Origin of the sequence: Methylobacterium sp. UNC378MF (genome assembly GCF_900103195.1) — a bacterium.
Taxonomy (GTDB): Bacteria; Pseudomonadota; Alphaproteobacteria; order Rhizobiales; family Beijerinckiaceae; genus Methylobacterium.
This window is the reverse complement of the sequence record NZ_FMWU01000007.1, coordinates 201079-224110: the sequence shown is the minus strand read 5'-3', so window position 1 is coordinate 224110 and position 23032 is coordinate 201079. Positions and strand designations below refer to the sequence as shown.

Below are 23032 nucleotides of genomic sequence, written 5' to 3'. Positions count from 1 at the left end.
GGCGCCGGCGCGATCTTCTCCCTCGACAGCACCGGCACCAAGATCGTGCTGAACGCCCAGGCTGACGTCGAATTCCAGAACGCCGCCAGCCAGGCCGCGCTCGGCTTCACCTCGTCCTCGACCACCGCCTCGACCTACACCGCTGGCGGCGTCACCGCCTCCACGGTGGTCAGCAGCGACCTGTCGATCTCCGGCGTGACCCAGCGCGCCTCCCTGGCCCAGCAGTACAACAACCTGCTCAACCAGATCACGCAGCTCGCCGGCGACGCCAGCTACAACGGCGTCAACCTCATTGCCGGCAAGGGCAATGACATGAACATCAAGTTCAACGACACCGGCAGCTCCAACCTGAACGTCGCCTCGGTGGACGCGACCGCCAGCGGCCTCGGCCTGTCGGCGATTACCAACTCCAACAGCTCGACGAGCCAGACCGGTCTCGGCAACTTCCTGCTCAACGCGGACGTCAACAAGACGCTGGCGACCCTGACGAGCGCCGGCAACAGCCTGAACTCGGCGGCGAGCACGCTGGGCTCGAACCTGTCGGTGGTGCAGAACCGGCAGGACTTCTCCAAGCAGATTATCAACGTACTGCAGACCGGTTCGGCCAACCTGACCAATGCCGATCTGAACCAGGAAGCGGCCAACTCGCAGGCGCTGTCGACGCGTCAGTCGATGGGCATCTCGGCCCTGTCGCTCGCCAACTCCGCACAGCAGGGCGTTCTCCAGCTCCTGCGGTAAATACCTCTCTCGTCATCGACGCAACGGCCGGAGCACAGCTCCGGCCGTTTGCATTGAGGGTGCACGCCTCTGGGTACCGCCGAATACACTGCCCGACACGACGGCACGCGAACCTGTCGGGATCCTAGACCCCTCGCCGTATCCGGGTGCCGGCAGGTGTTGGCCCGGGCGCGCTCCGGCTGAGCACCAGGGTCAGCGGCATGGAGGATCTTCGGGGGAGGTCGAGCGGCTGCGCCGGCGGGAGCGCGTGCTGGTCAAGGAGAACTCATGCCTGCACGCGGCGACTGGCGGCGGAACCGCTTGGTTCCAGCAACGCCACCTGAGGACCGGGCGCCGATGCTGCGGCTCTGATCGGTCCGCTTGCCGAAACATAGGGCCGGGGACGGTTCGCTTCCGGCCATCGTGCCCGAAACGCGGAAGACCCGGTCAGTCGAAAAGGGCTTGTGCCGGTGCGCCCATCCCGGGATGCGCACCGGGACTGACCGAACGACCGACGGCGCACGGTTCTTATGGCCGCGCTGCCAGTAAGCCCGAGCCCCGCCACACCGAGCAGCCGAAGGACGTGCCGTCCTGCTGCCGCCGACATTGCCGCACCCAGGCGCCATCGCCTCAACCCTGTCGCCCAGCGCGGGACCTTGGCAGGCCCCATTGTCTTACGTGTAACCCCGCCGAATTCGTTTCTCTATCTCTACGGCCCGATCCAGATAGGGACGCTCAACCGAAACGAACCGTTGGCCCGCCAGAAAGAGGGGCCTCGGTATTCACCGGATCCGGCCCGAACCTGTTCGGGCCGGCAGTTCCGCGGGTCACCGAGAAGATGAAGAGCGGAATAAGCCCCACGATCGTAAAAGCCGCGAAATACCACCAACCGGACCGGTCGGTATCGTGGAGCCGGCGAACGAATATGGAGAGAGAAGGAACGAAATGCACGAGATGAACGATCGCAGACAATATATTTGGATTCTCATGCGTCCTGAAAAATCCATGTATAAATCCATCGCCGAAGCCAGCCAGAAAGCAAATTACGACGTAAATAAGAACATAATACCAATAATCAGACCGCGATGCGCGACCTGAAAAATTGGCATAGTTTCTCATCGCATTCGCGTAATAATGCATCTCTATCTCCGACGTAGCGGCAAAGGCAATTCAGCATCCGTGCGGGATATGCCTAACTCGGATGATTTTTAAAAAATAACGATAGGCAAGAGATCGGACTGCGTGCAGATTTTCGTGGCCCTTTAGGGCATCATTGGTATTACGAGATGTTGGTGGTGGCGTTCAGGGCGTCGATCTGTCCATCCGTCTACATCGCCAACACCGTTCCGGACGGATTTCAGTGCAGCGGATAGCGGCTGAGAAGGTCGGCGGTTCTCTGCACCGTCTTGTCGTAGCGGCACGCGGGGACAGCCGGGTTCGCTCCGCTCCCGTTGGACCACTCACTGTAGGTCAGGTCGCCGCAATCGGCGTCCCGGAAGGCAATCCAGGCCCGCTGCGCCTTCTCGAGTTGAGTCTTCCAGACGGCCTTGGCGCTCGGGTCCTGCGTGCGATCATCGTGGTCGATCACCGACATCGCCTTCTTGTAGACCGCGTTGAGCTTCGCATCGGCCTCCTGAAGCGCGCGCGCCATGCAATCCGTGGTGCCAGGCGTCGAGGTTTCGTTCAGGCACAGTTTCGCCGACGGCTGATCAGCGCGCGCCGTGGCCGGCATAACCCCACAGGCGAGCAGCCCGACGAGGGTGGGAATTGCGGCGTTCAGCAGGCGAAAGGGCTTGTGGTGCATGTGGGACATGGTTGTCGGGCCTAATTCATGCGCTCCGCGTCAACCGGACGCGACCGGAAAGCGCGGGTAACAGAGGGTTAAGACAGTCTGTTGGAGGTCTTACCGCGGTCAGACCGAGCGGCATGGCCCCGTGGCGAGGTTGCTCGTTCAGGCTGGGCCTGAGCTCGTGACGTGCGACTTAACGAGTCTCGACGATTACGGCCGTGCCGTAGGCGACGACGCCCATCATGGACTGGTCGGTGTCGGCCGTATCGAAGCGCATCATGACGATGGCATTGGCGCCGAGTTGCGCCGCGTTCTGTGCCATGCGGTCGACGGCCTGAGACCGGGCCTGCTCGATCAACTGGCTGTATTCGTTGATTTCGCCACCCATCAGGCTGCGCAGCCCCGCGGTGAAATTGCCGACTGCGCCGCGGCTGTGCACCACGGCGCCGAAGCACGGGCCCCGCACCTCACGCACATGGTAGTTCGGAATATTCTCGGTCGTAACGATAATCATGAGATGCAACGTCTGAGCAGGGGGTTGGTGGGACGGGGTGACGTGCCGGTCACGGCGGGCAGGAGAGATCGCCACCTGGGCATTTGATCTGCGCCGCCAGGTCCTGGATGCGCTGGCGCGTCAGCGTGATCTTGCATTCGCCCAGGAGCATTGGCGAGAGACTTCCATTGTCGTCGGGCGTCGACGCGTTGTATCCGGTCCGCAGGTTGCACTCGAGGTCCCGGAACGTGATCCACGCCCGCTCGGCGGCAACCAGATTGCGCCGGCCATTGTCGTCGAGTTTGCTACGCAACGTCGTGTAGCTTCGGTTCAGTTCTGCATCGACCCGATCGAATGCCTGCCCCGTGCAGAAACCCGCCTCCATCTGGTTTGCGGGCTGGTTGCAATCCGCTTGAGCCCCGAACCCAGCTGTGGGGACGAGAAGCAGGATGGCGACAAGGGCTTTGCGTAACATGGGAGACACGGGCATCGAACCGCGGATTGGATGGGTGGCCAGCCTGCCGGTCATCGATCGTCGGCCGCCGAAAGCGTGCTGCGAGGGCGGAATCCGTAATATCCGCGGTCGGCGTCGTAGAGGACGTCGAAGCCATTGAGGACGTGCAGACCCGTGTTGACGAAGGGCTGCGGGCGGGTCGTATTGAGGACGATGCGCTCGGGCGCGAGCGGCGACGCGTGATCGCCGACAATGATCGCGTAGCTGGCCGAGTCGCCGAAGCGGAAGTTCAGGCGCGTTCCGGACCGGAGGACGCCGTGACCAGCCGCATCGGTCCGGACGCTGTCCGCGACCTGCGCAGGCGGCAGCGTCAGGAACATGCCGGTGACGCCGGTGTCGAGAAGCGCGCGCCCGCAGACGCCCGGCTCCCGCCCGTCGACGGTGATGCAAGCGGGGACGCCAAGCCAGTCCCCCGGTACGTGCGGGTGCGGATCGAGCTTCACGAAGCGGAAGCGGCCGCGCGTATTGGCGCGCGTCAGGCCGACATGCACGCCCCGCCGGGTCAGCACGTAGCCGCGGCGCAGTGCGCCGGGGCCGGGCGGTTCCGCGTTGAGCAGGGGGTTGGTGTCCGGCGTGCTCTGGGTCTGGCTGTCGTCTTCGCGGCCGAATCCGATGCCCATCATCGCCACGTGGCTGGGCGCCTCTTCGGGCGTGCAGTTGCGGGCGCGTTCGGCGCAGTCGATACGGTCGACCGCGAGGACCCGGATGGGCTGGGTGGCCACGCTCTGGCCATTGCGGCCCCACAGGGTGACCGGCACACGGATCCAGCGGCCGATCATGATCCGGCCAGAACTCGAATAGGTCAGGCGTCCCGGCTCGCTGGGCAGTGTTTCATTGTTGGGGATGCGGCCGGCCGAGACCACGATGCCGGTGGAGCCGGTGTCCACTAAAACGGGTCGCACCGCGCCGCCGAAGGAAAGGCCGAGACGAGGCGACTTGGTGATCACGTCACCGGCTTCCGGGGTGTTCAGAAACGGCAGGAAGATGCCGCGTCGATCGTCCGCGTAGCTCGGACCCTCCTGGGCTTCGGCCGGTTTCGTCGGTCCCAACAGCCCTGCCCCGACAAGGCCCAGGCTCAGAAGAGCGAGACACAGCGGCATGTGCCGGAAGCGCGATGAGACGGGTGGGCAGGCGCCCGCCACAGTACTTTGCAATGCCTGGCGCATCCGGTCCCCCGGGAAGAGATCATTGCCTCGGCGACGCCGCGCCAAGAAGCGTCGGTGCTGTGAACGGTGTCGTGCAACCAGCTCGCGACCGCGCTGGCGCGGCGAGCCATGGCAGGGCGATCGCCGCGCGAGACTCCTCAGCGGGTCCGGCGATAGATTTCGCGATTACGGTCCGCCGCGAGAACATCGCGGTCAGCCCGGTCGCGCTCGATCGCACCGCGCTCCTGGGCGATCGCGGCGCCCACATAGTTTCCTTCGGCTGCACGCTCACGGGCGACGCCGAAATCCTCGCGGGCTCGGTCCGTAGCGGTGTAGGCCGCGCCGCGGTCGCGCAGATCGCGCCCGAGGAACTCGGTCGCCGGCTGAGCGAAGGCGGTGGTGCTCAGCAGCGCACCGAAACCCGCCATGATGATTGTCTTCATAGCCACGACTTTCGATATATCTGTAATAATTAACGAGATCTGTGCTCCTGCCGAGCAATATCGCGCCGGTCAGGTGATTATTTGATGGCGCCTGCCAGCCAACGGGTCAACGAATCGTCGGGAACATTGTTACCGGTTCAGTAACCGGCCACGCATTGCTCGTCGCGCGCCACTCATTTCCATCGAATTATCGATTGCCGAGCCATTCTGATGGATTCATTCCAGGCCAGCCGGATAGGCTGGGTTCGGGAGAGCCCATCATAGGGAAGCGAAGTCGGATCGCGGTGCCGACCGTCGCGCATCCGGGTCTGTCTTCAGAGACAGGCCGACGACTTAGGCAGTTGATGCGATCCATCAGTCTCATCGTTGTCGCGCGAAGAAATGCGCTGCCGCGCGGTCCGCGCCCGTGCCCCTGTCGAGACGGACACTGAATCACCCGAGTTCGGCGATGCGGCTTAACTCACAGAGTGATTCTCGTACTCACCGGCGCCGGTCTTCGCGGCGCCGCCGCCTGGCTCGCGCCCAGGCGAGCGCATAACCGCGCATCGACCAGGAGTCTCTCGGTGCCCACCTCGACAAGGGCGCCGTCTACGGCAACCTCCGCAACGCCACCCGGTACCGTGTCGTCCGCACCCTCGGCCTCTTCGATCGCTGTTGTGACGGCGTCAACGTTCCCTGCTGCGGCATCAACCGCCGCCAGCCATGAACCGGGTGGCGGTCCCGAGGCCCTGTCGCCCGAAGCACCCGGCGTGCCGGATGCGCAGGCCCCACTGATCCTGACCGGTCTGGAGGTGACCGACCGATGAGTGGCCGCGACCCAGGGCGACCGAGCCCGTCCGGTCGAAAGCCTGCTGTTGCACCTCGAAGCTTGGCATCGATGAGAGGGCAAGCAGTTCAGCACGCTCTGAGGTCCCGTTTTTTAACCGCAACGGATCAAACCCAGCTGCGGATCGTCTGTCTGGCGGATTGATTGCGGATGAGGGGAGACGTGTGAGCGTCGGACTGATTGCCTTACTGGACGATGTCGCCTTCATGGTCAGGGCTGCGGCGGCCTCCCTCGATGACGTTGCAGCCCAGGCGGCAAAGGCGGGTACGAAGGCCGCCGGCGTCGTCATCGACGATGCGGCGGTCACACCGCGCTACGTCGTCGGTTTCGCGGCGGAACGCGAGTTACCGATCGTCGGCAAAATCGCGGTCGGTTCGCTCCGCAATAAACTTCTATTCCTGCTCCCAGGCGCCCTCGCCCTCAGCGCCTTTGCACCCTGGGCGATCACGCCACTCCTGATGCTGGGTGGCGCCTACCTTTGCTATGAAGGCGCCGAGAAGGTCTTCGAGGTCCTTGTCCCGCATCGCGCACACGGCGATCAAGATGACCGTGAGGGAAGCGCCGAAGGCGCTCGGTCGCGCGAAGACCGCCGCGTGGCGAGCGCGATCAAGACCGACTTCATCCTCTCGGCCGAGATCATGGCCATCACACTCGCGGCCCTTCCGGAGGGCAGCTTCTGGATGCGGGCGGGCATACTGGCCCTTGTCGCCGTAGGCATCACCGCCGGCGTCTACGGCGTGGTCGCGCTGATCGTGAAGGCCGACGACGCCGGTCTCGCCCTCGCCCACAGCACCGCAACACCGCCACTCGGAAGCCTCATCCGCGGTCTCGGGCGCGGTGTGGTCCGCAGCATGCCGATCCTACTCAAGATCCTGGCTATCATCGGTACGGCGGCAATGATCTGGGTCGGTGGCGGGATCCTGATGCATGGGCTGGAGACCTACGGCCTGTCTGCACCTGCACATGCCGCCCATGCGGCCGCGGCAGCCGTCGTATCACGCGTGCCGTACGCCAAGGGCTTCGTCGAATGGCTGGTTACCGCGAGCGCGTCGGGCCTGATAGGGTTGGCGGTCGGCGGCCTGCTGATCCCGCTGACGCGCCTCGCGCTGGCCCCAGCTTGGCAGACCCTGTCAGCGCTATGGAAACGGGATGCGTGACGCGACGCCCGGTGCGGTGGGTCGAAAACCTCACGCGTCGACCGGCCGACGTATCACGCACCAGGCGGCGCAACTGCCAGTAATGATCGCCCGCACCCAGTGGGCTTACCCGGCAGCACGCCGAAGGATCTCCGCCTTCAGCCCGAACCGCTCTCCGCCCGCCGAGCCGCGCCGCCCGATCCGGAAATCTACGCTGGTTCAGGGGAGACTGGTTGATCGGAACAACGACGGTCCATCCTGCTTCAGGGACGGAGCGGCCGGCCATCGAAAATGGTTTCGAAGTCGATCAAAAACGACAAAGGCCGCAATAATGCGGCCTTGAAAATCGTTCGTCTGGTTGGGAAAACTGGAGCGGGCGAAGGGATTCGAACCCTCGACCCCAACCTTGGCAAGGTTGTGCTCTACCCCTGAGCTACACCCGCTCACTGTGCCGCGCCGCCTGGACTTCCGTGCCGGCGGCCCCCGGCGCGGCTCTCTAAACACCATTCCGCCGGGCGACGCAAGCGCCCTTTTCGCGAACCGTGACGATTTACCAATTCGGCTCCGGCGGGAGGCCGTCGCGGATCTCCCGAAGCCGGGCGCGGGTCCCCCGCGTCGTCCCTTCGGGCAGCGCGTCTACCGGGAAGAAGGCGCACTCGGCGACCTCCCGGTCCGGCGCCTTGGGGCGCAGGACCGTGAAGGCCGGAAGGACGAACAGGGCGACGTGGTCTCGGGGCGCGGCGACGACGTTCCGATAGAGACCGTGCAGGCGCGGCTCTCCCGCGGGGACGATCTCCGCCTCCTCGCGGAACTCCCGCAGCATCGCGTCGCGCGCGGTCTCGCCACGCTCGACGCCGCCGCCCGGGAGATGCCAGCCACTCACGTAGGTGTGACGCACCAGGGCCACGCGCCCTGCGCCGTCGAGGGCGACGCCGCGTACGCCGAGGGTCATGCCGCGGGACGCGAGCGCCCCGAGGTGGAACAAGCGCCGCAGCAGCGGCCGATCGAGGAGCATGCGGGTGCGCTGCTCAGACGACGTCGAGGGTGATCGCGCCGAGGCCGGCGATCGCCGCGACCATCCGCTGGCCGCGCAGGACCGGACCGACGCCGGAGGGCGTGCCGGTGAAGATCAAGTCGCCCGGCTGCAGGGCGAAGTAGCCCGACAGGTAGGCGATCTGCTCGGCGACCGACCAGATCATGTCGGCGAGGTCGCCCTTCTGGCGGGTCTCGCCGTCGACCGACAGGGTGATGGCGCCCTTGGCCGGGTGGCCGATGACGGAGACGGGGTGGAGCGCGCCGATCGGCCCCGACCCGTCGGCGGCCTTGGCGGTGTCCCAGGGCCGCGACATCTTCTTGGCCTCGTCCTGGACGTCGCGCCGGGTCATGTCGAGGCCGATGGCGTAGCCGTAGACGTGCTCCAGGGCGGTCTCGGCTGGGATGTCGCGGCCACCGCTGGCGAGGGCAGCCACCATCTCAACCTCGAAATGGTAGTTGGCGGTCTTCGGGGGGTAAACGTGGGCCGTCGGCTCCGAACCGACGATCTGCAGGGCGTCAGCAGGTTTCATGAAGAAGAAGGGCGGCTCCCGGTCCGGGTCGGCACCCATCTCGCGGGCATGGGCGGCGTAGTTGCGGCCGACGCAGTAGACGCGGCGCACGGGGAAGAAGTCGCTGCTGCCGATGATCGGGAGCGCGATGCGGGGCGGGTTCTGGATGACGGAGAGCATCTCTGCCTCTGCGGTGGGTCGTCCGGTTGGCCCGGCGCGACGACGCCCGGGCCCTACATCATCGTTGTAAGGTCCGCATCGGCGTGCGCCATACCGGCGCTTGCGTCCGGCCTCCTCTGGCCTACAGAATTGTCGCGATGACGCCGACAGCCGACCTCGACACCCTGCTGACCGCGCTCCGGGACGGGCTCGGCGCGCGGCACGTGCTGACGGATCCGGACGCGCTGGCACCCTACCTGACCGAGAGCCGCCGCCTCTTCACCGGGTCAGCGCTGGCCGTGCTGAGGCCAGAGAGCACCGAGGAGGTCGCCTTCGCGGTCCGCGCCTGCACGCAGGCCGGCGTCGCCGTGGTGCCGCTCGGCGGCAATACCGGTCTCACCGGCGCTGGCGTGCCGCAAGGCGGGGTCGTCCTGTCCCTGGAGCGCATGAACCGCCTGCGCGCGGTCGATCCGGTGGACGCCACCATCACGGTGGAAGCCGGGATGATCCTGCAGGATGTGCAGGAGGCGGCCGAGGCCGCCGGCATGCTGTTCCCGCTCTCTTACGCATCCCGGGGTTCCGCCCGGATCGGCGGCGGCGTCAGCACCAATGCCGGCGGGATCGCGGTGCTCGCCTACGGCAACGCCCGCGACCTCGTGCTCGGGCTCGAGGTCGTGCTCGCCGACGGGCGCGTCTGGAATGGGCTCAGGGCCCTGCGCAAGGACAATGCCGGGTACGACCTGAAGCAGCTCTTCATAGGCTCGGAGGGCACCCTGGGCATCGTCACCGCGGCGGTGCTGAAGCTGTTCCCGCGGCCGCGCTCGACGAGCGTCGCCTTCGTGGGACTCGACTCGGCCAGGGCGGCCCTGGACCTGTTCATTTTCCTGCGCACCCGGATGGACCGCGACCTCACGGCGTTCGAGTACCTGCCGCCCTTCGCGCTGGAGATCGTGCTGCGCCACGTCCAGGGGACGGTTCGTCCGCTGGAGGGCGCGCACGGCGCCTACGCGCTGATCGAGGTCGCGTCCGCACGCCCGGACGCCGATACGGGAGCCGAGCTGGAATCGGCCCTTGGTCAAGCCCTTGAGGACGGGCTGATCGCCGACGCCACGATCGGGACTAGCGGGGCCCGGAACGCCGCACTCTGGCGCCTGCGCGAAGGCGTTCCCGAAGCGCAGACCCGCGAGGGTGCGTCGATCAAGCACGACGTGTCGGTGCCGCTCTCCCGCCTGCCCGAGTTCCTGGAGCGGGCAGGCGCGGCCTGCCTCGCCGAGATGCCGGGTCTAAGGCCCTGCGGCTTCGGTCACTTCGGCGACGGCAACATCCATTTCAATCTGTCACAGCCGCCCGGCATGCCGCCCGCGGAATTCCTGGCGGAATGGGGCCGGTTCAACCGGATCGTTCACGACCTCGTGCACGCGCTGGGCGGCTCCATCGCGGCCGAGCACGGCGTGGGTCTGATCAAGCGCGACGAACTCGCGCGCTACGGCGATCCGGTCGGGCTTGACCTCATGCGGCGCCTCAAGGCCGCCCTCGATCCAGAGGACCTGCTCAACCCCGGAAAGGTCATCGTCCGAACCGACCGCGCCGCGCCGGCAGCCTGAGGAAGTTTGTGCATCGCGCCATAATTCGGCGCAAACACAGGTGCAGGACAGCAACGCCGCGCCGCCAACCGCTGCGGCGGCCCGTCGCGTTAAGCCGCTGTCAACGCTTCGGACAGACCTTCAACACAGGCGGCGAAGACGGATCCGTCGGCGCCAGGCATGGCAATTGCTCAGAGGCCACCCTATCTCGCACCTGCGAGAACGAGCGACGAACCGTCACCGACAGGCTGTTTTCACATCCATCTGGAGACCGACGGAATGCCCACCTCTCAGGCCCGCGTGCAAACCACCGAGGCGAGCCGCTACCTGCAGCAGCTCTGCCGGCACTGGAGCCACAAGTTCAAGGTCGAGGCGACCCCCGATCACGGCACCGTGCCTTTTGGCGAGGACCGCGTCTGTACCTTCGATGCTGAGCCCGACGCCCTGGTGATGCGCATCGACAGCTCCGACCCCGTCAATCTGACCCGGCTGGAGAACGTCGTGGCCGACCACCTCGCGCGCTTCGCCTTCCGCGAGAGCCTCGGCGACATCCGCTGGTCGCGCGCCGCCTGAGGGCACCCGCAGGGCGATCACGACCGACCCCTCCGGCCCCGGACCGGGCGGGTTTTCGTATCCCGATCGAAGCGCGGCAGTGGCGCACCACTTGCAAGCGTACCCGGCTTGCGGCCAGATCGCACGCCGTCGTGACCGGGATCGATTCATGAAGCGACGCACCCTGCTGACAGGCGCCGGAGCCCTGATGGCCGGGGCTATCGCGCGGCCCGCCCTGGTCCGGGCGGCTTCGGCAACGACGCTACGGTTCGTGCCCTACGCGGACCTCGCGCTCCTCGATCCGATCATCACCACCAACTACGTCACGCGCACCCACGCGCTGATGGTGTTCGACACGCTCTACAGCCTCGACACCGCCTACCGCGCGCAGCCACAGATGGTGGCGGGCCACGAGGTCGCGTCCGACGGCCTCACGTGGCGCCTGACCCTGCGGGACGGGCTGCGGTTCCACGACGGGGCGCCGGTCCTCGGCCGCGACGTGGTGGCGAGCCTGAAGCGCTGGGCGCAGCGCGATGCCTACGGCGGCGCCCTGTTCGCGACGGTGGATGAACTCACGGCGCCTTCCGACACGGTGGTGCAGTTCCGCCTCAAGCGACCCTTCCCGCTCCTGCCGGACGCCCTCGCCAAGCCGACCTCCTACGTCCCGGTGATCATGCCGGAGCGCCTGAGCGCGACGCCGGCGACGCAGCCGGTACCGGAGATCGTCGGCAGCGGCCCGTTCCGCTTCGTCGCCGACGAGCGGGTTCCGGGCTCGCTCAACGTCTACCGCCGGTTCGAGGCCTATCGACCGCGCCCCGACGGCACGCCGAGCTTCACGGCCGGACCGCGGATCGCGCATTTCGACCGCGTGGAGTGGCGCACGATCCCCGACGGCGCGACCGCGGCCGGCGCCCTGCGCTCGGGCGAGATCGACTGGTGGGAGCAGCCCCTCGTCGATCTCGTGCCGGACCTGAATCGCCAGCCCGCCTTGCGCGTGGATCTGGTTGAGACCGCCGGGCTGATCGGCCAGATCCGCCTCAACCACACCCTGCCGCCCTTCGACAATCCCGCGATCAGCCGGGCGCTGCTCGCGGCCGTCGACCAGACCGAGATGATGGACGCCGTGGCCGGCAGCGACCCGGCGATCCGGCGCAGTCCCGTCGGCATCTTCACGTCCGGCGGACCGATGGCGTCCTCCGCGGGCATGGAGGCGCTCACCGGCCCCCGCGACCTCGCCGCCGCGAAGCGGGCGCTGGCGGCAGCGGGCTACAAGGGCGAGCGCGTCGTGCTGCTCTCCGGGACAGACGTGCCGCGGATCAACGCGATTTGCGAGGTGATGGCCGATGCCTGCCGCAAGATCGGGATGAACCTCGACGTCGTCGCCACCGACTGGGGAACGGTCAACCAGCGGATCCTGAACGCCAAGCCCCTGGACCAGGGCGGCTGGTCGATGTTCGGCATCTTCTCCGGCGGGCTCGACCACCTCTCGCCGGCCTACCATCTGGCCGCCCGCGGGAACGGCCGGGCCGGCGTGCCGAGCTGGCTGACCGACGCGCCCCTCGAGGAGCTGCGCGGCGCGTGGTTCGACGCGCCGGACCTCGACGCCCAGAAGGCCCTGGCGGCGCGGATCCAGGCGCGGGCGCTGGAGGTCGGTGCCTACTTGCCCTGCGGCCAGTATTTCCAGCCGACCGCCTACCGGCGCGACCTCGAAGGCATGCTGACCGGGCTTCCCCTGTTCTGGAACCTGCGGCGGTCGGCCTGACCGGGCGGCCGCTCGCTCAACCGACGCTCATCAGGCTGGCATTGCCGCCGGCCGCCGCGGTGTTGATCGCGGTGGAGACCTCCTCCACGAGGCCGGCTGGATCGTAGAGGTCGCCGGCCGCGAGCGCGTGCGGGCTGCGCGACTGGATCGGCAGGATCGCCCCGTCGCGGGCCGCGACGGTCCTGTTCAGCGCCCGCAGGTCGGCGGCCTCGCCCGCGAACAGGAGGCCGGCGATATCGCCCGCACGCCCGAGATCCGGCGCTCGGGTCACCCGTGCCGCGCACGCTCCCGGCAGATCGTCCAGGACCGGATCGGACCCGTTCGGCCCGATGACGGCGGCCGCGTTGCCGGTGCCGAGGATCATCCCGAGTTGGAGCAGGAGCGCCGTCTCGGTCGCGGCGACCGCCGCGAACCGCCCGCGGGGACGCAGCGCGTACAGGTTGCGCTCACCCACGGGACCGGCCAGCGCGATCGCGGCGCGGCCGGGATAGCGGACGGCTTCGAGCCTGTCCGCGAGGTCGTGGCGGTGCCGCGAGCGCAGCCACGCCGTATAGGGACGCAGCGCTGCATCGTCAGCGGGCAGCCCGTCGCTGGCGGCTGGCGATCGCCGCAGCAGGCGGCCGAGGGCCAGCGGACCGCCGGCCTTCGGGCCCGTTCCTGACAGCCCGGAGCCGCCGAAAGGCTGCACACCGACCACCGCGCCGATGATGTTTCGGTTCACGTAGCGGTTGCCGGCCCGCACGTCGCCGAGGACGTGGTCGATGGTCTCGTCGATGCGGCTGTGCAGCCCGAAGGTGAGGCCGTAGCCGGTGGCATCGATCGCCGCGAGGAGCGCGTCGAGGCCGTCGCGGCGGTAGCGCAGCACGTGCAGCACCGGTCCGAACACCTCCTGCTCGACATCGGCGACGGCCCCGATCTCGATCAGGGTCGGCGGCACGAAGGTCCCGGCGCCCGCCTCCGGCGGCAGGGGGTACTGCTCTACGGGGAAGCCCCGCGCGCGCATCCTCGCCACGTGCCCGGAGATCCGGTCGGCGGCCTCGGCGGTGATGACCGGCCCGACATCGACGGCGAGGCGCCGCGGATCGCCCACCCGCAGTTCCCGCAGGGCTCCCTTCAGCATGTGCAGCGTGCGGTCAGCGATCTCCTCCTGCAGACACAAGATCCGGAGTGCCGAGCAGCGCTGTCCAGCGGAGTCGAAGGCGGAGGCGATCACGTCGGCCACCACCTGCTCGGCGAGCGCCGAGGAATCGACCACGAGGGCATTCTGGCCGCCGGTCTCGGCCACGAATGTCACCGGCTCGCCGAAGCGGTTCAGCCGTCTCGCCAGCGCGCGCTGGATGTCCTTGGCCACCGCCGTCGAGCCAGTGAACATGACGCCCTGCACGCGCGGATCCTCGACCAGGGCGGCGCCGACACGGCCGTCGCCCGGCAGGAGATGCAGCACCTCTTCCGGGATTCCGGCGGCGTGGAGCAACCGGATCGCCGCGGCGGCAATCAGGGGTGTCTCCTCCGCGGGCTTCGCCAGGACCGTGTTTCCCGCCGCCAGGGCGACGGCGGCCTGCCCGACGAAGATCGCCAGCGGGAAATTCCACGGTGCGATGCAGGCGATCGGCCCGAGGGGTTCGTGTACTCCGCTCAGGATCCGCTCGGCCTCGGCGGCGTCGTAGCGGAGGAAGTCGACAGCCTCCCGGATCTCCGCGACGGCGCTCCCGTAGGTCTTGCCGGCCTCCCGCACGATGAGCCCGACCAGACAGGGCATCTGCGCCTCGAAGGCATCGGCGGCCCGCCGCAGGCAGGCGGCGCGCGCCGCCGCCGGCGTCGCCGCCCAGCGGACGGCGCCCGCTTCCGCCTGCGCCACGGCGCGCGACACCGCCGCGGGTGTCGCCGGTCGGCAGTACCCGACGATGTCCCGGTGGTCGGCGGGATTGCGGATCGGTTCGCCGGCCGCTGCATCCTCCTCCCCTGACGGCACGGCCCGGCAGACGATGCGGCCGCTCGCCAGCAACCCCTCCGACAGACGGGCGAGCGCCGCCTCGTCGGCGAGGTCGAGACCGGCGGCGTTGGCGCGCGCCGGGCCGTAGAGGTCCCGGGGCGCCACGATCCGGGGGTGCGGCGTTCCGGGGTGCGGCATGGCCGCGACGGCGGCGACGGGGTCGGCAATCAGGGCCGCGACCGGGACCGAATCGTCGGCGACCCGGTTCACGAAGGAGGTGTTGGCGCCGTTCTCCAGAAGCCGCCGGACGAGGTAGGCCAGCAGGGTTTCGTGCGTGCCCACCGGCGCGTAGATGCGGCAGGGGCGCCGTGCGAGCTCTCCGGCGATCACCGCCTCGTAGAGCGGTTCGCCCATGCCGTGCAGGCACTGGAACTCGTACTGGCCGAGCCGGAAATCCGGGCCGGCCATCTCGACGATGCTCGCCAGGGTCTGGGCGTTGTGCGTGGCGAATTGCGGGAAGACCGCGTCGGGCGCCGCGAGCAGCCGGCGCGCGCAGGCGAGATACGCGACGTCGGTGTGAACCTTCCGGGTGAAGACCGGGAAGTCCGCCGCTCCGTCGACCTGCGCCCGCTTGATCTCGCTGTCCCAGTAAGCCCCCTTGACCAGGCGCACCATGAGCCGCCGCCGGCTGCGGCGGGCCAGATCGATCAGCACGTCGATGACGAAGGGGCAGCGCTTGCCGTAGGCCTGAACCACGAAGCCGAGCCCGTCCCAGCCAGACAGATCCGGATCGAGGGCGAGCCGCTCCAGGATATCCAGCGACAGGTCGAGACGGTCGGCCTCCTCGGCATCGATGTTGAGGCCGATCCGGTCGGCCCGGGCGAGCCGGGCGAGATCGAGCACGCGGGGATAGAGTTCCGCCAGAACCCGGTCGCGCTGCGACCGGACATAGCGCGGATGGAGCGCCGACAGCTTGATCGAGATGCCGGGTCCAAGGAGCACGCCGCGCCCGGCCGACGCCGCCCCGATCGCCCGGATCGCATCCGCGTAGGCGCGCCGGTAGCGCGCGGCGTCCTCCGCGGTCACCGCGGCCTCGCCGAGCATGTCGTACGAGTAGGTGAAGCCCTTCGCTTCGAGCGGCGCCGCGTGCCGCAGGGCCTCGGTGATCGTCCGCCCTGCCACGAATTGCTCGCCCATCATGCGCATGGCCAGATCGACACCGGTGCGGATCAGCGGCTCACCGCCGCGGGCGATCAGCCGGGAGAGCGCGGCCGACAGCCCCGCCTCGTCCCGGGTCGCGGCCAGCTTCCCGGTCACGAGCAGGCCCCAGGTGGCCGCGTTGACGAAGGGCGACGGGCTGTGCCCGAGATGGGCCGCCCAGTCGCCGCCCGCGATCTTGTCGCGGATCAGCGCATCCCGCGTCGCCGTGTCGGGGATGCGCAGCAGCGCCTCGGCGAGGCACATCAGGGCCACGCCCTCCTGGCTCGACAGCGCGTATTCGTGAATCAAACCCTCGATGCCGCCGCGGCGGCCCCGGCGACGGAGGGTTTCGACGAGGCGCCGTGCGTGTTCGCCGACGCGCCGGGCGGCCTCGGGCGACAGGCGCGCCTGTTCGAGGAGCGGCGCCACGCAATCGGGTTCGGGCCGCCGGCAGGCCGCGATCACGGCCTGCCGCAGGGCCGACCGATCAGGCAGTTCGGCCGCGAAGGCGCGGAACGGATCGTCCGCCCCCAGAGCCACAGCTTCGACAATGCCGGTTCCGGACATGGGCCGCCCTCCGACAGGAGACGGTGCCGCCGCGCCGTCACGGCCTGAGGCTACACCCTCTGGAGTCCAGTTCGAAGCCCGGGGCCGTCCGGGCGGCCCGTCCTGACCGACGTGTCATGGGCCGTGGAGACCGAGCGCGACTTCCCTTCACCGGGACGGCGCACCCGCCCGCGCAAGTCGTCTTGCAACCACTGCCAATGGCCCGAAAGCCCTGGTGGCGCGCGGAGAGACGGAATGCGCCACCCGGCCGGGAACGAGGTCGCGGGACGACCACAGGCCCGACGCGCGATCCCGTCACTTCACGGCTTGCGCATGGGCGGCCTCCAGTGCGTCCGCAAGAAGGGGCTGGGCCCCTTCACGGCGCAGCGTGGCGACGGGGATCACCACCGTATCGGCGCAGGCCTGGACGGCATGGACCAGGTCGAACTGCACCGCGAGGCCCCCGGCCTTGGCGTCGAGCCACGCCATCATGGCCGGTGGCTGGCCATCATAGGTCTCGGTGACCGCTTCACGGCATTCCTTGTCCGCGTCGTCCGTCTTCGAACCGGCCGTCTTGGGGCGATAGCCCGCGAGGTAGAGGGCGTGCAGCCTCTTGGAGGCGAGCGTCACCATTCTGGTCCTACCTGGGCCCTCGGCGAGGGCGAGCTTCCCGGTCAGGGAAACCGGCAGCAGCGTGGTCCAATCCACCGGGGCGCCGGTGGTGAGGTCGTAGACGATCGACATCGTGTTGCTGTTCGGGTGCGGGCCGCCGCAGAGCCAGCTGTCGGTGATCACGAAGCTCAGGAAGCGGGGGCCCCGCATCGGCGCATCGACGGCCCGCTCCCAGTAATCATACTGTCCACCCTCGGATTTGCATTCCCGCGCCGCCTCGAGGGCCTTCGCGTCGAGGCGCTTCACCGCCGCGTTGATCCGCCGCTCGGCATCGTCGGCCGGCGCAGCGATCTGCGGCATGGCCGCGATGCCGGCGGTCAGATCGGACGGCGCTTTCAGGATGGCGGGTCCTTCACCCGCCCAGGTGGGCGTGGCCAGAGCCAGGAGAACAGCGCTCCAGCCGGCAGCCCGTCCGCTGGCCCGCCATGCACTCGGCCGGGTGTTTCGCTTGAACATGATACCGCTGCTCCCGATCGCGGCGGGTCCGACGTCCCGGGTCGCCCGCCATGTCGCGCTCCGATGGGTGCATCCCTACCCTCGGCAGAGGCCGTATGCCGCGCGCTTTGACACGCGCGGAAGCGGTGGCAGAAGCGCCCCATGAGCGAGATCCTGATCTACGGGGCCACCGGCTATACCGGGCAGCTCCTGGCCGCCCACGCCGTCGACCAGGGCCTGAAACCGATCCTGGCAGGGCGCAATGCGGATACGCTGCGGCTGATCGCGGGCCGGCTGGGCCTGGAGATGCGGGTCGCAGGGCTCGACGAGTCCGAGGCCCTGCGCGCTGCGCTCGCCGGCGTGGCGGCGGTGATCCACGCGGCCGGTCCGTTCTCGAAGACGGCGCAACCGATGGCGGAAGCCTGTCTCGCAGCAGGCGCCCATTACGTCGACATCACCGGCGAGATCGCGGTGCTGGAGTCCCTCGCGGCCCGGGATGCGGCGGCGAAGGCGGCCGGCATCGTCCTCCTGCCCGCTGCCGGCTTCGACGTGGTGCCGAGCGACTGCCTCGCCGCCCATGTGGCCGGACGGCTGCCCGGCGCGACGCATCTGCGCATCTCCATCGGCGGCTTCGGCGGCTTCAGCCGCGGAACGGCCCGTACCATGGTGGAGGGTATCGCCTGGGGGACGCGGGTGCGCCGCGATGGGCGCATCGTCGAATTGCCGAGCCCGCCCCGCGCCACCACCGATTTCGGCTCCGGCCCGCGCCGGACCGTGGGCCTCGGCTGGGGCGACGTGTCGAGCGCGTGGTACTCGACCCGGGTCCCGAACATCGATGTCTATTTCGAGGCCTTTCCGGCGATGGCGGCCGCGGCCGGCCTGCCCGCCGGCCTCCGGAAGATCATAGCCGGCGGCACCGCTCAGCGCCTGATCAACCGCGGCATCGACCGGCTGCCCGCCGGCCCGACCGCGGCCGCGCGGCAGAGAGCCCGCAGCACCTTCCTGGCAGAAGCCTGGGATGGCGCCGGCCGCCGCGCGGCGAGCCGGATGGAGACCGCGGAGGGTTATACCCTGACGGTCTGGACGGCCGTGGAGGCCGCGCGGCGCGTCGCGGCGGGGCATGTCGCCCCGGGATTCCACACGCCGGTCACCGCCTTCGGCCCGGACTTCATCCTGGGCTTCCCGCACGTGGTGCGAACGGATCTGTAGGTCTCCCGACGGCCGCGAGAGGCGATGCCACGACGGTTCACACGGTCGCGCCGATCTGCCAGGGCGCGAATTCCGATGACCCGAAATCGAACTGCTCGCTCTTCGTCCGCTCGCCGCCGGCGACCCGCAGGATCAGGTCGAAGATCCGGCGCCCGGCCTGCTCGACGGTCTCCTCGCCGTCGAGGATCGTGCCGCAATTCACGTCCATGTCCTCTTCGAGCCGCCGATACATGGCGGAATTCGTGGCGATCTTGATCGACGGTGACGGCTTGCAGCCGAAGACGCTGCCGCGTCCGGTGGTGAAGCAGACGAGGTTCGCCCCGCCCGCCACCTGCCCGGTGGCCGAGACCGGATCGTAGCCGGGCGTGTCCATGAACACGAAGCCCTTGGCGGTGACCGGATCGGCGTAGCGCAGCACATCGACGAGGTTGGTGCTGCCCGCCTTCGCCATGGCGCCGAGCGACTTCTCCAGGATCGTGGTCAGGCCGCCGGCCTTGTTGCCCGGGGACGGGTTGGCGTCGATCTCCGACCCCTCCTTGCGGGTGTATTCCTCCCACCAATGCATCAGGTCGACGAGCTTCTGGCCGACCTCCGGGCTGACGGCGCGGCGGGTAAACAGGTGCTCGGCCCCGTAGGTCTCGGTGGTCTCCGACAGGATCACCGTGCCGCCGTTCTGCACCACGAGGTCGCTGGCGATTCCCAGCGCCGGGTTGGCCGAGACGCCCGAATACCCGTCCGAGCCGCCACATTGCAGGGCGACGATCAGCTCGCTCGCGGGCACGGGCTCGCGCTGGACGACGTCCGCCTCGGCCAGGATGCCCCTCACGAAGTCGATCCCGGCCTCAACGGTCTTCCGGGTGCCGCCGAGACTCTGGATGTTCATGCTGCGGATCCGGTCGCCGAGCCCCTGCTCCTCCAGGAAGGCGCCGATCTGGTTCACCTCGCAGCCGAGCCCGATCATCACGATGTGCGAGAAGTTGACGTGCCGCGCGTAGCCCGCGAGCGTCCGGCGCAGGAGCCGCAGCGGCTCGCCCATTGCCATGCCGCAGCCGGTCTTGTGAGTCAGCGCCACCACGCCGTCGACGTTCGGGTAGGCGGCGAGCGGGTCGAGGCCGAGGATCGGGTGGCGCCGGAACGCGTCGGCGATCAGGTCGGCCACGTGGGCGCTGCAATTCACCGAGGTGAGGATGCCGACATAGTTTCGGGTGGCCACGCGCCCGTCGGGGCGGCGGATGCCCTGGAAGGTCGCCGGCGGCGCGACGAGCCGCGTCGGTGTGGCATCAACCCCGAACGCGTAGTCCCGGGCGAACTCGCCCATCCCGAGATTGTGGCCATGGACGTGCCGGCCGGCCGCGATGTCGTCTTTCGCGAAGCCGATGATCTGGCCGTATTTGGTCACCGGCTCGCCGCTGCGGTGATCGCGGATTGCGACCTTGTGGCCGGCCGGGATCCGCTCCGCGGCCGTTACGCCGTCGGCGATCGGGGTGCCCGGCGCGATGGCGCTGCGCGCCACGGCCACGCCGTCGGCCGGCCGGAGGGTGATCACGGGGTAGCTGGACATCGAACTCTCCTGGGATGTGCTCGGGCTGCCCGCCATCAGCGCGCCGCCACGGGGCGCAGGCCCGGGGCGCGGGCTTTCGACGTCAAAGCCGGCCGGACTTGGCCGGCTCAGGCGCGGTAGGCATTGCCGTCTAGGCCGTGCGGCCGGCCGGCGGCGAGCAGGGTCTCCCAGACGGGCTCGGGCAGGGGCACGCCCTCGGCGAGGCGTTCGGCGCGCATCCGCCGCTCCGGCTCGCCCGGCAGCAGGACCTCGGCGCCGGGCATCGGCTTGGCGCTTTTGAAGAAGTCGAGATAGGCCCGGGTCTCGGTCGCGAGCGCATCCTCGGTGCCGAGGGCGGCGGGCGTGACGTAGATCGACAGCATGCCGTTGCAGATCCGGCGTTGCCCGGGCCCGGCGGTGCCGGAGCCGGTGAGCGCGCCGGCGAGCAGCTCGCACATCAGCGCGAGGCCCGACCCCTTGTGCTCGCCGAAGGCCCGGATCGCCCCGCCACCACGCTGGTTATCGCGCTCAACGCCCTCCAGCGGTCCGAACAAGGTCGCCGGATCGGCGCTCAGGCGGCCGTCGGGCTCGATCAGAGCGCCCTCCGGCAGCGGCTTGCCGCCGCGGGAGGCGACGAGCACCTTGCCCTCGGCGACCAGGGAGGTGGCGAAGTCGAGGATGATCGGCTCGCCTCCCGGGACCGGAAAGCCGGCCGCGAAGGGTGCTGTGGAGAACCGGCGCTCCACCGAACCGAAGGGCGCCACGAGAAGGCTGCCCGCCACGTTGACGAAATGGACCGAGACCAGGCCGGCCGCCGCCGCCCGCTCGGCCCACTCGCCGATGCGGCCGAGATGCCCGGCATGCCGGAGGGCGACGATCGCGACCCCGTTCTCCCGCGCCTTGGCGATTCCGAGATCGGTGGCGTAGGGGCCGGCTGTCTGACCGAACCCGTAATGGGCGTCCAAGAGGGCGAAGCACGGGGCGTCCGTGACAATCTCGGGCGTGCGCCCGGCCTCGACCTCCCCGGCGCGCAGCCATTCGACGTAGCGGGTGACGCGGACGACGCCGTGGCTGTCGTGGCCGGTGAGGTTCGCCCCCACGAGGAACCGGCCGATCCGCTCGGCCTCGGGCTCGGCACAGCCCTCGCGCACGAAGATATCCCGCACATAGTCGGTCAGCCGGTCGGCCGAGATCCGCATTCCGTCTCTCCCTCGCCGCGCTTCACCGAGCGCGTGCGGGACGAGCCTAGCGTTCCCGGACGTGCAGGGCGAGCACCCGGCGGTGACGGCGGCCGCCACCTGTCGTCCCCGCGGGACCGGTCACCGACCGGACGGGACCGGGCCGGCCGGATCGCCGTAGGGGTAGAAATCGGCGACCCGCATCTGCTCGTAGGCGAGGTGATCGACCCGCACCGTGCCGAGGAACGGCTCCGGGGGCTCAACCAGCAGAATCGTGCGGGCATAGCCGCTGTCGTCGAAGCCTCGCCGGAAATGGACCCGCGACTTGATCGCCACGACATCGAAATCGACGGGCTCCAGGCCGAGGCGCCACAACTCGTCGGGCTCGACGATCTGCGCGAGCTGCGGGCTCAGGACGAGCACGTTGCCGCTCCCGAAGGCGACGCAGATCCAGCGCCCGCCGCCACCGCCGCTCCCGGCAACGCCGGGCTCCGGCGCCGCGACGACGCGCAGCACGGTTCCGGTGATCCGCACCGGATCACCCGCCGAGGGGTCGCCGCCGCCTCCGACTGATGCGTCGAACGGGTCGCCGGTGGCGACGCCGTCCATCGCCGCCAGGATCTCCGGCGCCGCGACGGTGGCGATGAGCGCGCGCGCCAGACCTTGCCGGAGGATCTCGCGCAGCAGCCAGGTCGCCCGGCCGGACCGGTCGCTATGGTCGGCGAGGACGACCGGCGCGGCACCTTCGGCGACCGCCTCCCGGGCGAGGCGCACGCCCTCGGCTATCGGATGGATCCGTGTCGCCTCGAGCAGCGCGCGCCGATGCCGCCACGCGAAATCCGCGACGTCCCGCGCGACCCGGTCGGCGAGGCCCGGGTCGTCGTTGGTGATGACTTGGACGGTCATCCCGCCATCCGGTGCGTCACCCCACGGGAAGCCGAAGAAGACGTTGACGAACACGTCCGGCTCGCGCGCCTCCCAGACGAGGGCCCGCTGCACGAGGTCGGACCAGGGCGGGGCGCCGGTCCATTGCACGACGGTGGGCGAGAGGATCGGCACCTTCAGGGTGCGATGCGCCGGTCGGAAGTCGCCGCGCACGGCGCGGACCATCATCCGGGCGGCGCGCTGACCCTGGAGGTGACCGTCGTAATGCGGGAAGTACTTCACCGCGAAGGCCATGTCGGCATGGTCGAGGAAGGCCGCATCCTCGTTGCCGTGCAGGTCGAAGGTCCCGACCAGGATCGCCCGCTCGCCCACCGCCGCGCGGACCTGGCGGGCGATGTCGGCCTCCGGCCGGGAGACGCCGCGCACCGCCATCGCGCCGTGAAGCGCGAGATAGACGCCGTCGAAGGGCCCCTGCGCCCGCAACTCCGCGACCATGAGCCCGAGGAAATGTGCGTAGGCGTCCGCGGTGATCCAGCCGGAGGCCGTGCCGGTCCGCGGCCAGAGCGGCGAGGTGATGCCCACCAGCTCGACACCGTCATATTCCCGCGCCACCTGCACGAAGCCGCCCATGTAGCCCTTGGGATCGGTGGCGAGCAGTGTCGCCCCGGCGGCCGGCGAGCCGGGATAGAGGAAGTCGTCCCGGGTCGTGTCGTTCGGCAGGAACGTCACGGTCTCATGCGTGAACTGGAGAACGGCAAGGCGCATCGATGG

At 69.1% G+C, this 23032-nt stretch carries 19 protein-coding genes and 1 tRNA gene; 6 read left to right on the top strand and 14 right to left on the bottom strand.

Translation table 11 applies throughout. The features are described from left to right. Nucleotides 1–738 (top strand): flagellin (locus BLT59_RS09855; protein ID WP_280141046.1); only part of this gene is annotated, 738 nt, incomplete at its 5' end. Between the two features lie 714 nt (nucleotides 739–1452). On the opposite strand, the gene BLT59_RS09850 is transcribed toward BLT59_RS09855, so the two are convergent. From BLT59_RS09850 to BLT59_RS09825, 6 genes are all read right to left on the bottom strand, one after another. Next, nucleotides 1453–1857, bottom strand: a complete 405-nt coding sequence (locus BLT59_RS09850; RefSeq protein ID WP_091778915.1) for a DUF805 domain-containing protein — start codon at nucleotides 1855–1857, stop codon at nucleotides 1453–1455. A gap of 217 nt (nucleotides 1858–2074) precedes the next feature. Then, nucleotides 2075–2521 (bottom strand): lysozyme inhibitor LprI family protein, encoded by a 447-nt coding sequence (locus BLT59_RS09845; protein ID WP_091778913.1) that lies wholly within the window; start codon nucleotides 2519–2521, stop codon nucleotides 2075–2077. A gap of 178 nt (nucleotides 2522–2699) precedes the next feature. Further along, nucleotides 2700–3020: a YbjQ family protein gene (locus BLT59_RS09840; protein WP_091778911.1), complete on the bottom strand. Its 321-nt coding sequence runs from the start codon at nucleotides 3018–3020 to the stop codon at nucleotides 2700–2702. Nucleotides 3021–3069: 49 nt separating this feature from the next. Further along, nucleotides 3070–3528: a lysozyme inhibitor LprI family protein gene (locus BLT59_RS09835; RefSeq protein WP_244513919.1), complete on the bottom strand. Its 459-nt coding sequence runs from the start codon at nucleotides 3526–3528 to the stop codon at nucleotides 3070–3072. Further along, the gene (locus BLT59_RS31230; RefSeq protein ID WP_244513918.1) at nucleotides 3525–4679 is read right to left on the bottom strand and encodes a hypothetical protein; all 1155 of its coding nucleotides are present in this window, start codon (nucleotides 4677–4679) and stop codon (nucleotides 3525–3527) included. Before BLT59_RS31230 ends, BLT59_RS09835 begins: the two co-directional genes overlap by 4 nt. A gap of 137 nt (nucleotides 4680–4816) precedes the next feature. Next, nucleotides 4817–5107, bottom strand: a complete 291-nt coding sequence (locus BLT59_RS09825) for a hypothetical protein (protein WP_139174041.1) — start codon at nucleotides 5105–5107, stop codon at nucleotides 4817–4819. Nucleotides 5108–6091: 984 nt separating this feature from the next. Here BLT59_RS09825 and BLT59_RS09815 point away from each other — a divergent pair. Beyond that, nucleotides 6092–7084 carry a DUF808 domain-containing protein gene (locus tag BLT59_RS09815; RefSeq protein WP_091778902.1) on the top strand — a complete coding sequence of 331 codons (993 nt, stop codon included), beginning with the start codon at nucleotides 6092–6094 and terminating at the stop codon, nucleotides 7082–7084. A 347-nt stretch (nucleotides 7085–7431) separates the two neighbouring features. Here the strand turns inward: BLT59_RS09815 and BLT59_RS09810 are convergent. From BLT59_RS09810 to BLT59_RS09800, 3 genes are all read right to left on the bottom strand, one after another. Continuing rightward, nucleotides 7432–7506, bottom strand: a tRNA-Gly gene (locus BLT59_RS09810). Nucleotides 7507–7613: 107 nt separating this feature from the next. Continuing rightward, nucleotides 7614–8078, bottom strand: coding sequence for an NUDIX domain-containing protein (locus BLT59_RS09805; protein ID WP_091778900.1), 465 nt, complete (start codon nucleotides 8076–8078; stop codon nucleotides 7614–7616). A gap of 13 nt (nucleotides 8079–8091) precedes the next feature. After that, entirely contained in the window at nucleotides 8092–8787 is a 696-nt protein-coding gene (locus BLT59_RS09800; protein WP_091778898.1) for a fumarylacetoacetate hydrolase family protein, read from the bottom strand. Nucleotides 8788–8924: 137 nt separating this feature from the next. Between BLT59_RS09800 and BLT59_RS09795 the strand changes: the two genes are divergently transcribed. From BLT59_RS09795 to BLT59_RS09785, 3 genes are all read left to right on the top strand, one after another. Beyond that, a complete protein-coding gene (locus tag BLT59_RS09795) occupies nucleotides 8925–10370 on the top strand; it encodes an FAD-binding oxidoreductase (protein WP_091778896.1) in 1446 nt (481 codons plus the stop codon). Between the two features lie 258 nt (nucleotides 10371–10628). Then, nucleotides 10629–10922 (top strand): DUF2218 domain-containing protein, encoded by a 294-nt coding sequence (locus tag BLT59_RS09790; protein WP_091778894.1) that lies wholly within the window; start codon nucleotides 10629–10631, stop codon nucleotides 10920–10922. 148 nt (nucleotides 10923–11070) lie between these two features. Then, nucleotides 11071–12663 carry an ABC transporter substrate-binding protein gene (locus BLT59_RS09785; RefSeq protein WP_091778892.1) on the top strand — a complete coding sequence of 531 codons (1593 nt, stop codon included), beginning with the start codon at nucleotides 11071–11073 and terminating at the stop codon, nucleotides 12661–12663. A 16-nt stretch (nucleotides 12664–12679) separates the two neighbouring features. Here the strand turns inward: BLT59_RS09785 and putA are convergent, their stop codons facing one another. Next, nucleotides 12680–16363 carry a trifunctional transcriptional regulator/proline dehydrogenase/L-glutamate gamma-semialdehyde dehydrogenase gene (putA, locus tag BLT59_RS09780; RefSeq protein WP_091778890.1) on the bottom strand — a complete coding sequence of 1228 codons (3684 nt, stop codon included), beginning with the start codon at nucleotides 16361–16363 and terminating at the stop codon, nucleotides 12680–12682. Nucleotides 16364–16657: 294 nt separating this feature from the next. Next, nucleotides 16658–17470, bottom strand: a complete 813-nt coding sequence (locus tag BLT59_RS09775) for a polysaccharide deacetylase family protein (RefSeq protein ID WP_091778888.1) — start codon at nucleotides 17468–17470, stop codon at nucleotides 16658–16660. Between the two features lie 141 nt (nucleotides 17471–17611). On the opposite strand from BLT59_RS09775, the gene BLT59_RS09770 reads away from it, so the two are divergent. After that, nucleotides 17612–18658, top strand: coding sequence for a saccharopine dehydrogenase family protein (locus BLT59_RS09770; protein ID WP_091778886.1), 1047 nt, complete (start codon nucleotides 17612–17614; stop codon nucleotides 18656–18658). 37 nt (nucleotides 18659–18695) lie between these two features. On the opposite strand, the gene BLT59_RS09765 is transcribed toward BLT59_RS09770, so the two are convergent. The 3 genes from BLT59_RS09765 to BLT59_RS09755 all read right to left on the bottom strand — a co-directional run bounded on the left by BLT59_RS09765 (nucleotide 18696) and on the right by BLT59_RS09755 (nucleotide 23026). Next, nucleotides 18696–20219: a UxaA family hydrolase gene (locus BLT59_RS09765; RefSeq protein ID WP_091778884.1), complete on the bottom strand. Its 1524-nt coding sequence runs from the start codon at nucleotides 20217–20219 to the stop codon at nucleotides 18696–18698. A gap of 107 nt (nucleotides 20220–20326) precedes the next feature. After that, on the bottom strand, nucleotides 20327–21397 hold the full coding sequence (locus BLT59_RS09760; RefSeq protein ID WP_091778882.1) for a malate/lactate/ureidoglycolate dehydrogenase: 1071 nt from the start codon (nucleotides 21395–21397) through the stop codon (nucleotides 20327–20329). A 120-nt stretch (nucleotides 21398–21517) separates the two neighbouring features. Next, nucleotides 21518–23026: a M81 family metallopeptidase gene (locus BLT59_RS09755; RefSeq protein WP_091778880.1), complete on the bottom strand. Its 1509-nt coding sequence runs from the start codon at nucleotides 23024–23026 to the stop codon at nucleotides 21518–21520. Nucleotides 23027–23032: the final 6 nt, after the last annotated feature.

Excerpts from the sequence above, each read along its gene's own strand:
- BLT59_RS09790 (WP_091778894.1), top strand. The coding sequence starts at position 10,629 with ATGCCCACCTCTCAGGCCCGCGTGCAAACCACCGAGGCGAGCCGCTAC.
- BLT59_RS09795 (WP_091778896.1), top strand. The coding sequence starts at position 8,925 with ATGACGCCGACAGCCGACCTCGACACCCTGCTGACCGCGCTCCGGGAC.
- BLT59_RS09785 (WP_091778892.1), top strand. The coding sequence starts at position 11,071 with ATGAAGCGACGCACCCTGCTGACAGGCGCCGGAGCCCTGATGGCCGGG.
- BLT59_RS09755 (WP_091778880.1), bottom strand. The coding sequence starts at position 23,026 with ATGCGCCTTGCCGTTCTCCAGTTCACGCATGAGACCGTGACGTTCCTG.
- BLT59_RS09775 (WP_091778888.1), bottom strand. The coding sequence starts at position 17,470 with ATGTTCAAGCGAAACACCCGGCCGAGTGCATGGCGGGCCAGCGGACGG.
- BLT59_RS09845 (WP_091778913.1), bottom strand. The coding sequence starts at position 2,521 with ATGCACCACAAGCCCTTTCGCCTGCTGAACGCCGCAATTCCCACCCTC.
- BLT59_RS09800 (WP_091778898.1), bottom strand. The coding sequence starts at position 8,787 with ATGCTCTCCGTCATCCAGAACCCGCCCCGCATCGCGCTCCCGATCATC.
- putA (WP_091778890.1), bottom strand. The coding sequence starts at position 16,363 with ATGTCCGGAACCGGCATTGTCGAAGCTGTGGCTCTGGGGGCGGACGAT.
- BLT59_RS09840 (WP_091778911.1), bottom strand. The coding sequence starts at position 3,020 with ATGATTATCGTTACGACCGAGAATATTCCGAACTACCATGTGCGTGAG.
- BLT59_RS09760 (WP_091778882.1), bottom strand. The coding sequence starts at position 21,397 with ATGCGGATCTCGGCCGACCGGCTGACCGACTATGTGCGGGATATCTTC.
- BLT59_RS09770 (WP_091778886.1), top strand. The coding sequence starts at position 17,612 with ATGAGCGAGATCCTGATCTACGGGGCCACCGGCTATACCGGGCAGCTC.
- BLT59_RS09850 (WP_091778915.1), bottom strand. The coding sequence starts at position 1,857 with ATGCATTATTACGCGAATGCGATGAGAAACTATGCCAATTTTTCAGGT.
- BLT59_RS31230 (WP_244513918.1), bottom strand. The coding sequence starts at position 4,679 with ATGCGCCAGGCATTGCAAAGTACTGTGGCGGGCGCCTGCCCACCCGTC.
- BLT59_RS09765 (WP_091778884.1), bottom strand. The coding sequence starts at position 20,219 with ATGTCCAGCTACCCCGTGATCACCCTCCGGCCGGCCGACGGCGTGGCC.
- BLT59_RS09805 (WP_091778900.1), bottom strand. The coding sequence starts at position 8,078 with ATGCTCCTCGATCGGCCGCTGCTGCGGCGCTTGTTCCACCTCGGGGCG.
- BLT59_RS09835 (WP_244513919.1), bottom strand. The coding sequence starts at position 3,528 with ATGACCGGCAGGCTGGCCACCCATCCAATCCGCGGTTCGATGCCCGTG.